This is a genomic window from Chromobacterium sp. (assembly GCF_041912965.1).
Lineage (GTDB): Bacteria > Pseudomonadota > Gammaproteobacteria > Burkholderiales > Chromobacteriaceae > Chromobacterium > Chromobacterium aquaticum.
In genome coordinates this window covers 124288-136832 of the sequence record NZ_JAYSGF010000005.1, presented here as the reverse complement: position 1 = coordinate 136832, position 12545 = coordinate 124288, and the positions used below count along the sequence as shown (strand labels likewise).

Genomic DNA, 12545 nt, shown 5'->3' with positions numbered 1-12545 from the left:
ATTACCGTTTGTCGATTTGCCAATAAGAAAGAAGCGGTTGGTCTTTCTGTGATGTCCATCAAGGACACAAGCGCGGTGGCCAGTCATGATGACGGCTCCGCCACGATACGGCATCGTCGTTGCGCTGTCTTTGACAGCCCGTTCTTTGGTAACGGTCTTGCGGCTAGGTTGTGGTAGTTAAGGCCGGCAAGGGTAAAGCGCACAGTATTTCTCTATGATGTTGTCTGAGAGGGCGTCCCGCCATGGTGACGCCCTCTTTCGTTACATCGCCGGCAAATAACGCACAGCGATAAACACATCAGAAAACAATCGTTCGGCGGCGGCGACAATGTCGGTTAACATGCTGTTCCAATTGAATTTAACGTCGACCTCGCCGCGCTTGCCCAGCAAGAACAAGCGGCGATGCGACAAACCGGTTAAAATCGGCCCCATACTTTTCGAGCTTCTACTTCATAAATTAGCGAGCAGCAAACCTTATGTCCTCTCCCAACCTGACCTCCGAAAAGGTCCTGTCCGTCCATCACTGGAACGACACCCTGTTCAGCTTCACCTGCACCCGCGACGCCGGCCTGCGCTTCATCAACGGCCAGTTCGTGATGATAGGCCTGGAAGTCAACGGCAAGCCGCTGATGCGCGCCTACTCCATCGTCAGTTCCAACTACGAAGAACACATGGAGTTCTACAGCATCAAGGTACAGGATGGTCCGCTGACCTCCCGCCTGCAGCACCTGAAGGTGGGCGACACCGTGATGATCAGCAAGAAGCCCACCGGCACGCTGGTGCAGGACAATCTGCTGCCCGGCAAAAACCTCTATCTGCTGTCCACCGGCACCGGCCTGGCCCCGTTCATGTCCATCATCAAAGACCCGGACGTGTATGAGCGCTACGACAAAGTGATCCTGACCCACGGCGTGCGCTGGGTCAGCGAACTGGGCTACCACGACTACATCACCAAGGAACTGCCGGAAAACGAATTCTTCGGTGAAATGGTGCGTGAAAAGCTGATCTATTATCCGACGGTCACCCGCGAGCCGTTCCGCAATCAGGGCCGGCTGACCGACCTGATCACCAACGGCAAGCTGTGCGCCGATATCGGCCTGCCGCAGCTGAACCCGGAACACGACCGCGCGCTGATCTGCGGCAGCCCGTCCATGCTGCACGATCTGTGCGAGATCCTGAACGGCATGGGCTTCAAGGAATCGCCGCGCATGGGCGAGCCGGCCGACTACGCGATCGAACGCGCCTTCGTCGAAAAATAAGCCCGAGCCTGGCTCGCAGCAAAAACGCCATCCTTCACGGATGGCGTTTTTCATGTCCCGGCGACACGCGTTATCCCGCGCCCACCGGACAGGGAAAGCGTGCTTACTTCAGCACGCTTTCCAGTGCCTTCAGGCACAAGGCCACGTTCTCGCGACGCGCGCCGTAGCCCATCAGACCGATGCGCCAGGCCTTGCCGGCCAGATCCCCCAGGCCGCCGCCTATTTCCAGGTTGTACTCCTGCAACAGACGATTGCGCGTGGCCGCGTCGTCTATGCCCTCGGGAATATACACCGCGTTCAGCTGCGGCAAACGCGCGGCGGCGTCGACCACGAACTTCAGGCCCAGCTTCTCCAAGCCGTCGCGCAAGAGCAGATGCATGTCGCAGTGGCGCTGCCAGGCGGCTTCCAGCCCCTCGCCGGCCAGTTGGCGCAGCGATTCGTGCAGTGCGTACAAGGCGTTCACCGGCGCGGTGTGGTGATAGCTGCGCTTGCCGCCGCCCCAATAGGCCATGACCAGGGTCTGATCCAGAAACCAGCTGGGCACCGGGCTTTGCCGTGCCTGCAATTTTTCCACCGCCGCCGGCGAAAATGACAGCGGCGACAGACCGGGCACGCAGGACAAGCATTTCTGGCTGCCGGAATACACCGCGTCCACGCCCCATTCGTCCACCCGCAGCTCCACCCCGCCCAGCGAGGTCACCGCGTCGACGATGCTGAGGCAGCCGTGGCGTTTGGCCAGCGCGCACAGCGTCTTGGCGTCGGACAGCGCGCCGGTGGAAGTCTCGGCATGAACGAAGGCCAGGAAGCGCGCGTCCGGATTGGCTTTCAAGGCGCTCTCCACCGCGTCCGGGTCCACCGGCTGTCCCCAGGGGCTGTCCACCAGCACCGGCACCGCGCCCAGGCGCACCACGTTCTGACGCATGCGTTCGCCGAACACGCCGTTGCGGCAAACGATGACCTTCTCGCCCGGCTCCACCAAATTGACGAAGCAGGCTTCCATGCCGGCCGAACCCGGAGCCGACAGCGCCACCGTCATCGTGTTTGAGGTCTGGAACGCGTATTGCAGCAGGCTTTTCACCTCGTCCATCATACCGACGAACAAGGGGTCCAGATGGCCAACGGTGGGGCGAGCCTGGGCGGCCAGCACTTCCGGGTAGACATCGGACGGGCCCGGCCCCATCAGGATGCGGCGCGGCGGATGGAAGGCATTGACTTGCGGGGCGACTAGCATGGCGGCTCCTTAAGCGCGAAATGAACGGATCGAGCAATGACGATGCCGGGGCATGCGGCCGGCATCGAGCGTCTGAGTGTAACAGCATCCCGCCGCCGCGCGCGCCTGTCCGCCCGGCGGCCGGCCAAAAGAAAAGGAGGCCGCGGCCTCCTTTGAATCCTGGCCTCCCTGAGGGGCCTGTTTTTTTAGCGAGCCAGACGCGAGGTCCGGTTTATTTGGCAGCCGATGCAGCGGCCTTCTTGGCCTTGCCGGCGTGCTTCTTGTGATGAGCGGCTTTTTTCTCCACTTTCTTGGCCGGGGCGGAGGCCTCGGCCTTGGCGGCCTGGGCTTTCTGCGCCGGAGCGGAGGCTACTTTCTTGGCCTGCTTGGCGTGCGGCTTTTTAGCTGCGTGCTTCTTGGCCGGAGCGGAAGCCTCGGACTTGGCGGCCTGGGCTTTCTGGGCGGCGGCGGAAGCGGCCTTCTTCGCATGCTTGGCGTGCGGCTTCTTGGCGGCGTGCTTGGCCTTGGCCGGAGCGGACGCTTCAGCCTTGGCGGCCTGGGCTTTTTGCGCCGGAGCGGAAGCGGCTACCTTTTCGCCTTTCTTGGCGTGGTGAATCTTGGCCGGGTGCTTTTCAGCTTTCTTGGCGGCCGGCGCCATTTTGGCGACCGGGGCGGAAGCAACCGGCTTGGCGGTTTCGGCGGCGAAACCAGCGGCGGAGCTCAGGCCGAAAGCGGCGGTCAGGGCAAGCAGAGTCAGTTTGTTCATGATGCATCTCTCCAGTTTCAGTCTTGGGAGCCTCGAGCTCCCGTTCACCGATCACATCGCGCCGGGTTTGGCGCTTCCTTGAGACGTATCCTAGTCCTGCCCCCTGCCCGGGTCTGTTAGTCGCTTGTAAGCCCGTGTAACGTCAAGTACGGCATGTTCTCAACGCTTCCTCTGCGCGGTTGTCACCTGGTACACCCCGCCGAACAAGGTGCGCTTGTACCAGTCGAAATCGTCGGCCGCTTGCGCGTAATCGCGGATCTCGTGCGTCCACAGCGCCTCGGCGAACGGCTCCAGCACGCGGTTCACCCATTTGAGCAGCCAGCCTATCGGCTGCCATGGCTTGGGCCGGTGGTAATCGACGAACACCGCGCGGCCGCCGGCCGGCACTTGCGCCAGCATATTGTCAATGATGGCGCGCTTCAGATGATCCGGCACCTCGTGCAGCAGGAAGAAGCTGCAGATCAAATTGAAGTCGTCCGCTTCCAGCCGGTAATCGCCGGCATTGGCGCGCACCACCGCGGCCTGCGGCCGGTCGCGCAGCTTGCGCTCGGCGTGCTCGATCTGCACCGGGGTGATGTCGGTGAGCACGAAGCGCCCATCCTTGCCCACCCGGTCCGCCGCGCGCTGCACCAGGTCGCCATAGACATGGGCTACCTGCCACACTTTGTCGCCGGGACGGATCTGCTCCAGATAGGCGCGCATCAGCCTTTGATCGTTGAAGAACAACAAGACGCGCACCACCAGATTGCGATCCAGCCAGCCGGCCTTGCGCGGGTTGACGTAAGCCCAGTCGTATACCTGGGTCATGTATTCCGGCACGCCCTCGTAATACGGGTCGACCGGCAGTTTGGGGTGGTTTTGAGTCATCGCACAGCCATCTGCAAACAGGAGAGTTTCCAGACTAGCAAAACCGGCCGGCGGATTTTTTGAGGCAAGCCAAGAAGCTGGCGGATAGGCCGGCGGCAGCCCGCCTTTCGTCCTGGCCATTTCTGGGGCCAGGCTAGCCAGTCCGCCCAGCGGCCGGCTCACGCTCTTGCGGGCCCGCAGGAACAAGTTCTAACGCGCCACATACACCAAGGCGAACAACAGCAGCCACACCAGATCCACCATATGCCAATAGGCGGCGGCGGTTTCGATCTCGTCCATCGATCCCGGCTGGTAACGGCCGTCGCGGGCCAGCCGCCACACCGCCGCCACGATCACCATCCCCAGCACCACGTGCAGGAAATGAAACACCGTCAACGACAGGTAGAACATCCAGAAATCGTTGCTGGACAAGGTGATGCCCTGCAAGGCCTTGTTCACCAACTCATAGCCCTTGAGCGCGAGAAATCCGCCGCCAGCCAGCAGGGTCAGCGCCAGCCAGCGCCGTCCGGCGCGCTGCCTGCCGCCGGAAAAAGCGCCGAGCGCGGCCAGCATGGCGGCGCTGCCGGCCAGCAGCAACAGGGTGTTGAGCGTGGGCAGGCCCAGCTCCAGCCCGCCCTGCCCTGCCGCGAACAACGCCGGCTGTTGCCGGCGCGCCCAGGCATAGGCCAGGAAGAACACGCCGAACACCGCCAGCTCAGCCAGGATGAAACACCACATCGCCAGATCGCCCGGCACGCGGCGCTGCTGCGGCGCGCTCAGTTCCATATGGACAGCCCTCTCCCTGCCGCCGCTCCCGCCACCGTCAATCCTCGCGCTTGCCGGTGACGAAGAAGCTGATCACATACAACACCAGCCCGCAGAAGAAACTGATACCGAACACCCAACGTCCCCAATAGATGGGCATGATCCGTTCCTGCGTCTCCATGAAGGACAGCGGCGTGGCGGACATGCGCTGCAACCATACCTGGACCGCGCCGGCGGCGGTCAGGCACAAGGTGATGGCCACGATGGACAGGGTCATCACCCAGAACGCGGTTTTTTCCACCTTCTGCGCCTGCGCGCAATTGGCCTCGCGTCCGCGCAGCAGCGGCATGGTGTAGGAGATCATGGTCAGCACCACCATCACGTAAGCGCCGTAGAAGGCCATGTGGCCGTGGGAGGCGGTCACCTGGGTGCCATGGGTGTAGTAGTTGACCACCGACAGCGTGCCGATGAAGCCCCACACCCCGGCGCCGAGGAAGGACATCACCCCGGTACCCAGCGCCCACAGCGTGGCGGCCTGGTTGGGGTGTTCGCGGCGGCGGCGTTTGACCATATTGAAGGCGAACAGGGTCATCATGAAGAAGGGCACCGGTTCCAGCGCGGAGAAGATGGAGCCCCACAGCTGCCAGTAGGCCGGCACGCCTATCCAGAAATAATGGTGGCCGGTGCCGATGATGCCGGTGATCAAGGTCATGGCGATGATCAGGTACAGCCATTTTTCGATCACCTCGCGGTCCACCCCGGTCACTTTCACCAGCACGAAGGCCAGCATCGCGCCCATGATCAGCTCCCACACGCCTTCCACCCATAGGTGCACCACCCACCACCAGTAGTACTTGTCCAGCACCAGGTTGTTGGGATTGACGAAGGAGAACAGGAAGAACACCGCCAGGCCCCACAGGCCCAGCATCATCACGATGCTGATGCTGGTCTTGCGGCCAGCCAGCAGGGTCATGGACAGATTGTAGAGGAAGGACAGCGCCACCAGCACGATGCCCACCTTGGTGATCAGCGGCTGCTCCAGATAGCCACGGCCCATGGTGGGCAGCAGGTCGTTGCCGGTGAGCCGGGCCAGTTCATGGTAGGGCAGGCCCAGGTAGCCGAGTATGGTCAGCGCGCCGGCCACCAGGAATACCCAAAAGGTGATGATCGCCAGCCGCGGGCTGTGCAGTTCGCGCTCGCTCTCCTCCGGGATCAGGTAGTAGCCGGCGCCCATGAAGCCGAACAGCAGCCAGACGATCAGCAGGTTGGTGTGCACCATGCGGGCGGTGCCGAAGGGCACGGCGGGAAACAGGAAATCGCCGATCACGTATTGCAGGCCTATGATCAGGCCAAACACGATCTGGCCGATGAACAGGCCGATGGCGGCGATGAAATAGGGTTTGGCCACGGCCTGCGAGCGGTAGCGCACCTGCGCGACGGCTGCGGTCGCGCCGCGCGGCGGCGTGGCCACGGTAGCGTTGCTCATTGTGTTCTCCAAAGATAAAGGGATGGGACGGGATCAGCCCTCGATATTGGGCGGCCAGTTATTGGTGTTGATCTGCGACGCGTACTTCAGGAAGGCCACCAGGTCGTCCAGCTCGGCCGGGTTCAGATGGAACTGCGGCATCTGGCGGCGGCCCGGCGCATTGGTCGGCATCGCCTGCATCCAGCCCTTGATGAATTCCGGGCCGCGGCGCACATAGACGTTGCCCAGCTCGGGCCCAAAGTAAGCGCCCTCGCCCAGCAAGGTGTGGCAGCCGCCGCAGCTGCGCGTCTCCCAGATCTTCTTGCCGCGCACCGCCTGCTCGGTGAGCTGGGCCTTGGCGTTATGGCTGGGCAGGGCCAGGGTGGTATCCAGGGTCAGCCCCAGGAACAACAGAAAAAAGAAAACCGAGCCGCCGTAAAAAATATTGCGGGCGGTCGATTTGGTGAAGCTCGCGCTCATCATGTCCTCCTCGAATGCTTGCACCGCCGGCGCGGTACTCGGGCCGAACTGTACGGATCCGGGCATCCCGTGAGCATTGATTCGAATCAACGATTTCCGGCCGTCCGGTTTTCTACACTGGCGTCATTCGTCCTCGCCATGCCCTGGAGACCGCCATGATCCACCCTGTTACTCCCCTTCCCCGCGCCGGACAGGAAACCGCCGCCCCTCCGTTTCCACCCGGCAGCGTCGTGCTCTTGGGCGCCGGCCCCGGCTGCGCCGATCTGCTCACCGTGCGCGCCGCGCAGCGCCTGGCCCAGGCCGACGCGGTGCTGTACGACCACCTGATAGATCCCGAGATCCTGAGATTGGCACCACCCTCCGCCCGCCGCGTCTGTGTCGGCAAGCGCGCCAGCCGCCACACCTTGCCGCAGGCCGAAATCAATCAGCTGATGATCGCGCTGGCGCGCCAGGGTCTGCGCGTGGCGCGACTGAAGGGCGGCGATCCCTTCGTGTTCGGCCGCGGCGGCGAGGAGATGCACGCGCTGCTGGCGGCTGGCATCCGCTGCGAGGCGGTGCCGGGCGTCAGCGCCGCGCTGGGCGCTGCGGCCAGCCTGGCGCTGCCGCTGACCCACCGCGACTACGCCCAGGGCTGCCGCTTCGTCACCGGCCACCGCCGCGAAGGCGCGTCGGCGCTGGCCTGGACCACGGACAGCGGGCCGGAAGAAACCGTGGTGGTCTATATGGGCTTGGGCGAGGCCGCCAATATCGCCGAACAGCTGCTGAGCCACGGCCGCGCGCCGGACACGCCGGTGGCCATCGTCGAACAAGCCTGCATGCCGGGCGAGCGCTGCGTCTGCGGCCGGCTCGCCGAGCTGGGCCGGCTGGCGGAGCAATACCGGCTGCGCGCGCCAGCGCTACTGATCATAGGCGGCGTGGTGAAACTGCATCAGGAACTGACGGCGCTACGCGCCGGCCTGGGCCATGGTTTGGGATTCCTTGATCCCGGTCATTCTGCCGCCCCCGTCGTCGCGACCATACTGCGCGCTCCATCCCACGAGTACACGCCATGAGCGCCATCGACACCCTTGTTGAGCAACACCGCGTCTGCGACGCGCGCTTCGCCGACTGCGAAACCGCGGCCCGCGCGCAGGACTGGGCCCTGGCCCTGAGCCATTTCCGGGCCTTTCGCCAGGATATGGAAGCACATTTCGCCGTTGAAGAGGACGCGCTGTTCCCGGCTTTCGAAGCCGCCAGCGGCAGCAGCATGGGGCCGACCCGCATCATGCGCATGGAGCATCAGGACATGCGGGATTTGCTGGAGGACATGGACGAGGCGCTGGCCGCGCAACATCTGCAAGCTTTCCTGGGTCTGAACGACACCCTGCTCATCCTGATGCAGCAACACAATATGAAGGAAGAAAACGTGCTCTATCCAATGTGCGCGCAAGCGCTGCCGGAAATGGCGGCGTTGATTGCAGAGGGCGCGCAGCCATGACCCCGCAAGACCTGCGCCACCTGGCGCCGCCCGAGCCTATGGAGATCATCCTGGACGCCGCCGAACAGATGCGGCCCGGCGACAGCCGCGCCTGGGTGCTACCCCACCATCCCACTCCGCTGCTGCCCATGCTGGAAAAAGCCGGCCTGCTTTATCGCTTTGAACTGTCGGGAGACGGCGGCGTCGTGCTGATTCTTAGTGCCGGTTCAAAGTCTCGCGAGCAAGAGCGAGACAAGGCGAAAACGGTTGAAGAAGCGGAATGTACAGGTGGTACATGAGCATTCTGAAAGCGTTTTTAACGCCGTATCGCCGAAGCGCAGCAGACTTTGAACAGGCTCTGAGCCGGCTATGAGCCAGGCCTGGCTAGACTACCAGCAGGCGCCGCCACTGTGGCTGCCGCTGGCCCATATGCTGGCCGCCCCCGGCTGGCTGCTGGCCCTGGCGGCCTTGCTGGCGGCGCTGCCGGACGGCGCGCCCTCGCGTTTCCAGCCCGAGGTGCTGGCGCTGACCCACGCGCTGGCGCTGGGGGTGCTCGGCAATGCGATGCTGGGGTCCTTGTGGCAGTTGCTGGCGGTGACGGCGGGGGTGCCGATTCCGTATCCGCGCCGGCTGCTGCTGGCTTGTTTCCTGCCCTTGCAGGCCGGCTGCGCGCTCCTGGTGGCCGGTTTCCAGCTGGGCCTGTCGCCGCCGTGGCTGCAGGCGGGCGCCGCGCTGCTGACGCCGGCCTTGCTGACGCCGGCGCTGTTCGGCCTGCGCGGCTTGCTGCGCAGCCCGGCGCGGGACGCCGGCAGCCGGGGCTTGCGGCTGGCGCTATGCGCGCTGGCCGTCGCCGTCGGCTTTGGCGCGGCCCTGGTCTTGTTGCTGGGCGGCCGCGTCGCGCTGCCCTTGGGCCCCTTGCTGGACAACCATGTGCTGTGGGCGGCGCTGGGCTGGCTCTTATTGCTGCTGCTGTCGGTGGCGCGCACGGTGATCCCGATGTTTCTGGTCACGCCGCCGCCGGCGACGGGGCGGCTGCCGCGGGAGACGCTGTTGTTCGGCCTGCTGTGCCTGGGCGGCGTCGCGCTGACCTGGGACGCGCCCGCCGCCGTCTCCGGCCTGCTGGCCGCCTTGGCGCTGTTCGTGCTGTGGCAGGGCCTGCGGCAATTGGACGCGCTGCGGCGCAGCCAGCGCCGCGCCGACCCCTTGCGCCGCGGCTGGCGAGCCAGCATGGTCTGGATGATGACGGCCACGCCGTGCGCGTTCGCCGCGCGCTTGCTGCCGCTGTCGGAAGCGCTGCCCGTTTTGGCCGGCTGGCTCTGGCTGGGCGGCTTCGGCCTGGGCGCGGTGCTCTCCATGCAGGGCAAAATCTTGCCCTTCCTCGCCTGGCTGGACCTGAAACAGCGCGGCCTGCCCAGGCGGCAATTGCCGGCCACCCATGAATTGCTGGGCGAGGCCTCCCACCGCCGGCTGCTGGGCCTGCACAGCGTCTGGGTCGGCTGCGGCCTGGCCTGGATCGTCGGCGGCTATCGCCTGCCGCTGTTCACCGCAACGCTATGGCTGGGGCTGTACTGGGCCGGATTGGCCGTCGCCTTGCTATCCCGGCGCCGCAGTAGCCTTCGCGCCACTCACTAAGAACCTGTTTACGATCTGTGCGCGTCGGCGATACGGCGTTGAAACCGAGAGAGAAAGCGGAATCTACACACGGTCCATGAGCATTTTGACGCTGTCCTCTCTGTGTCACCACTCACGAAGCGCAGCGGACTTTGAACAGGTTCTAAGCCATTCACGCGGACAACCGCTCAACCCCTTGGCGCCGCCGATTATCGGCCTGTTCTTGCCCGACCACAGAACATGGTAAAAAACATAGGCATAATCTGGGCATTTTTCAGGAGCGTCGACCTCGTGTATCGCGCCAAGGGATTCACTCTGTTCGAACTGGTGATCACCATCGCCATCGCGGCCATCGTGCTAGGCCTCGCCGCGACCTCCTATCGCAGCACCATAGACAGCAGCAATATCGTCGCCGAACTCAGCGATTTGAAAAACGATGTCATGTACGCGCGCAGCGAAGCCACCCGCCAAGGGCTCAATGTACTGATCTGCAGCTCCAGCGACGGCCAAACCTGCAGTGCCTCGTCCAACTGGGCCAATGGCTGGATCGTAATGCTGCCGACCGGCGGCGGCTGCACCGTCAGCGCCGGCCTGACCGCGCAGACCGGCGGCCTGCTGCGGGTGCGCACCTCGCTCAGTTCCGGCGATAGCGTGACTTTTGCGCCATCGGGCAGCAACACTAGCCAGGGCATCTGTTTTTCCAGGATAGGCAGCGGCAGCACCGGCAAATTCACCCTGGCCACCGCCACCGCCGCCACTGCGCCAAACCAGTTGAACAAGCAATGCCTGTTCGTCACCGCGGTGGGCCTGCCGCATACCGTGGCTTACGGCATCAGCGATTCTGTCGGGAGTTGTTGAGCGTGGGACATCTCAAGCGCGGCATCCAAGGTTTTACCCTGCTGGAAGTGCTGGTGGCGTTGCTGATCGTTTCCATCGGCCTGCTCGGCCTGGCCGGCCTGCAAGTGGCGGCGATCAACAACACCAATACCTCCCGCGTCCGCGGGCTGGCGGCGATACAGGCCGGCAGCCTGGCCGCCGCCATGCACGCCAACCCTGCCTATTGGCAAAACATCACCGCGTCCACCACACTGGCGAACATCCCGGCCTCCGGATCCTGCGCCAGTTCCGCCTGCACCGCCTCGCAAGTGGCCGGCTACGATGTGGCGACCTGGACCAGCGACTTGGCCAGCCTGGCGATCCCCTCGGCCAGCGGCGGCTTCCAATGCACGCCGGCCAATGCCAGCGGACCGGTGACTTGTACCATCACCATTAGCTGGTCGGAGAAAACGGTGAATGTGAACTCACTAAGTTCCACCGCCAGTTCCGCGGTCAGCACCGCCTCCTATCAAATGGTGGTGCAGCCATGAACACCCAGCGCAGAACCCTGGCCTCGCGGCGCCACAGCCGCGGCATGACCTTGATCGAATTGATGGTGGCCATCACCGTCGGCCTGTTCCTGCTGCTGGCGATGTACGCGATCTTCGTGTCCTTCAAGCTGACCAGCCAGTCCCAGAACGGCCTGGCCCAGATGCAGGACGACCAGAGGATGTCGATGACCATCCTGTCGCAGATCACGCAGTCGGCCGGCTATTTCGGCAATGTGCAGACCCAGTTGGTGAATACCGCGCTACTGGCCGACAACAGCACCGTCAGCGGCGTCAGCTTCAGCGCCGGCCAGGCCCTTTTTGGCACGGACAGCGGCTCGGCCACGGTGCCTGACACCCTCTACATCCGTTTCCAAAGCCAGCAGAACGACGGCGTGCTCAACTGCCTGGGCAATACCAATACCGCCAGCGCCGGCACGGTCACCTATATCAATCAGCTGGCGGTGGCCTCGTCCACTCTTCAGCTCACTTGCGGCATCAACGGCGCCAGCGCCCAGCCCATCGTCGGCGGACTAGCCAGCCCGGTGACCACCTGCCCCAGCATAGGCTACCGCGGCATCAGCAATATCCAGTTCCTGTATGGAGTGGACCCGAGCAATACCGGCTCGGTCACCCAATATGTAACCGCCGGCTCGGTCACCAACTGGTTGAATGTGCGCTCGCTACGCGCCACTCTCTCCATGCAGTACTGCGGGCAAATCGGCGCGGCCCCGGTGACGATTTCCTTTCCCCGCTTCATTTTCCTGCCCAACCAGATATGAACGGACCGCGAAGGGAGGCTGCCATGAAACGATCGCCCAAAGGCATTGCCCTGATCACCGGCCTGCTATTCCTGATCATCGTGACCCTGCTGGGCGTCGCGCTGATGCGCAACTATGGTCTGCAGGGTCGCATGGCCGGCAATTTCCGCGAGAAGGGCCGTTCCTTCGAATCGGCGCAAGCCGCGCTGCAATACGCGGAGTGGTGGCTGTCTCAGGGCAATGTGCCCACCGCGCTGTCTTGCTCCAGCCTGGTATCCAGCGCCACGGTCTGCTCCAACGCCATTTCCAATCCCACCACGCTGCCATGGACCGTCGGCGTCAACTACACCCCCAGCGGCATGAGCACCAGCGGTGGCGGCAGCGGTTTCTCCACCAATCCGCAGTTCTACATCCAGTATCTGGGCGTCAACGCCGTCAACGGCGGCAATGTCTACCGAATCACTTCGGTAGGCTACGGCGGCAACGCCCAGGCGGCCACCGTGCTGCAATCCACCTATGTGGTGGCATCGTCTTTCACCAACCGGGGCCGCTAGCAGCCGAA

16 protein-coding genes are annotated in these 12545 nt (G+C 63.9%); 9 read left to right on the top strand and 7 right to left on the bottom strand.

Annotated features, from left to right (window positions below):
* Positions 1–261: 261 nt before the first annotated feature.
* The gene (locus tag ACE3QM_RS04380; RefSeq protein WP_156183819.1) at positions 262–432 is read right to left on the bottom strand and encodes a hypothetical protein; all 171 of its coding nucleotides are present in this window, start codon (positions 430–432) and stop codon (positions 262–264) included.
* A gap of 44 nt (positions 433–476) precedes the next feature.
* On the opposite strand from ACE3QM_RS04380, the gene ACE3QM_RS04375 reads away from it, so the two are divergent.
* Complete coding sequence (locus ACE3QM_RS04375) at positions 477–1259, top strand: ferredoxin--NADP reductase (protein ID WP_048409443.1); 783 nt, start codon at positions 477–479, stop codon at positions 1257–1259.
* A gap of 103 nt (positions 1260–1362) precedes the next feature.
* Here the strand turns inward: ACE3QM_RS04375 and ACE3QM_RS04370 are convergent, their stop codons facing one another.
* The 6 genes from ACE3QM_RS04370 to ACE3QM_RS04345 all read right to left on the bottom strand — a co-directional run bounded on the left by ACE3QM_RS04370 (position 1363) and on the right by ACE3QM_RS04345 (position 6857).
* Positions 1363–2490 carry an alanine--glyoxylate aminotransferase family protein gene (locus ACE3QM_RS04370; protein WP_374420508.1) on the bottom strand — a complete coding sequence of 376 codons (1128 nt, stop codon included), beginning with the start codon at positions 2488–2490 and terminating at the stop codon, positions 1363–1365.
* Positions 2491–2701: 211 nt separating this feature from the next.
* Entirely contained in the window at positions 2702–3235 is a 534-nt protein-coding gene (locus ACE3QM_RS04365; protein ID WP_374420506.1) for a hypothetical protein, read from the bottom strand.
* 159 nt (positions 3236–3394) lie between these two features.
* Positions 3395–4102, bottom strand: coding sequence for a rhodoquinone biosynthesis methyltransferase RquA (gene rquA, locus ACE3QM_RS04360; protein ID WP_374420504.1), 708 nt, complete (start codon positions 4100–4102; stop codon positions 3395–3397).
* A 189-nt stretch (positions 4103–4291) separates the two neighbouring features.
* Positions 4292–4867, bottom strand: coding sequence for a cytochrome c oxidase subunit 3 (locus ACE3QM_RS04355; protein WP_374420502.1), 576 nt, complete (start codon positions 4865–4867; stop codon positions 4292–4294).
* 37 nt (positions 4868–4904) lie between these two features.
* Positions 4905–6332 carry a cbb3-type cytochrome c oxidase subunit I gene (locus ACE3QM_RS04350; protein WP_048409438.1) on the bottom strand — a complete coding sequence of 476 codons (1428 nt, stop codon included), beginning with the start codon at positions 6330–6332 and terminating at the stop codon, positions 4905–4907.
* Between the two features lie 33 nt (positions 6333–6365).
* Positions 6366–6857, bottom strand: a complete 492-nt coding sequence (locus tag ACE3QM_RS04345; protein WP_269326108.1) for a cytochrome c — start codon at positions 6855–6857, stop codon at positions 6366–6368.
* Between the two features lie 89 nt (positions 6858–6946).
* Here ACE3QM_RS04345 and cobA point away from each other — a divergent pair, with 89 nt between their 5' ends.
* The 8 genes from cobA to ACE3QM_RS04305 all read left to right on the top strand — a co-directional run bounded on the left by cobA (position 6947) and on the right by ACE3QM_RS04305 (position 12537).
* A complete protein-coding gene (cobA, locus tag ACE3QM_RS04340) occupies positions 6947–7843 on the top strand; it encodes a uroporphyrinogen-III C-methyltransferase (protein ID WP_374420499.1) in 897 nt (298 codons plus the stop codon).
* Complete coding sequence (locus ACE3QM_RS04335; protein ID WP_374420497.1) at positions 7840–8268, top strand: hemerythrin domain-containing protein; 429 nt, start codon at positions 7840–7842, stop codon at positions 8266–8268. Before cobA ends, ACE3QM_RS04335 begins: the two co-directional genes overlap by 4 nt.
* Complete coding sequence (locus ACE3QM_RS04330) at positions 8265–8546, top strand: DUF2249 domain-containing protein (RefSeq protein WP_374420495.1); 282 nt, start codon at positions 8265–8267, stop codon at positions 8544–8546. The genes ACE3QM_RS04335 and ACE3QM_RS04330 overlap by 4 nt, the downstream gene beginning before the upstream one ends.
* A gap of 70 nt (positions 8547–8616) precedes the next feature.
* Positions 8617–9879 carry a hypothetical protein gene (locus ACE3QM_RS04325; protein WP_374420492.1) on the top strand — a complete coding sequence of 421 codons (1263 nt, stop codon included), beginning with the start codon at positions 8617–8619 and terminating at the stop codon, positions 9877–9879.
* A 270-nt stretch (positions 9880–10149) separates the two neighbouring features.
* Positions 10150–10716 carry a GspH/FimT family pseudopilin gene (locus ACE3QM_RS04320; protein WP_231461559.1) on the top strand — a complete coding sequence of 189 codons (567 nt, stop codon included), beginning with the start codon at positions 10150–10152 and terminating at the stop codon, positions 10714–10716.
* A 2-nt stretch (positions 10717–10718) separates the two neighbouring features.
* Positions 10719–11225, top strand: a complete 507-nt coding sequence (gene pilV, locus ACE3QM_RS04315; protein ID WP_231461558.1) for a type IV pilus modification protein PilV — start codon at positions 10719–10721, stop codon at positions 11223–11225.
* Entirely contained in the window at positions 11222–12004 is a 783-nt protein-coding gene (locus tag ACE3QM_RS04310; protein ID WP_374420489.1) for a PilW family protein, read from the top strand. Before pilV ends, ACE3QM_RS04310 begins: the two co-directional genes overlap by 4 nt.
* Before the next feature lie 23 nt (positions 12005–12027).
* Positions 12028–12537 (top strand): PilX N-terminal domain-containing pilus assembly protein, encoded by a 510-nt coding sequence (locus ACE3QM_RS04305; protein ID WP_053074338.1) that lies wholly within the window; start codon positions 12028–12030, stop codon positions 12535–12537.
* Positions 12538–12545 lie beyond the last annotated feature (8 nt).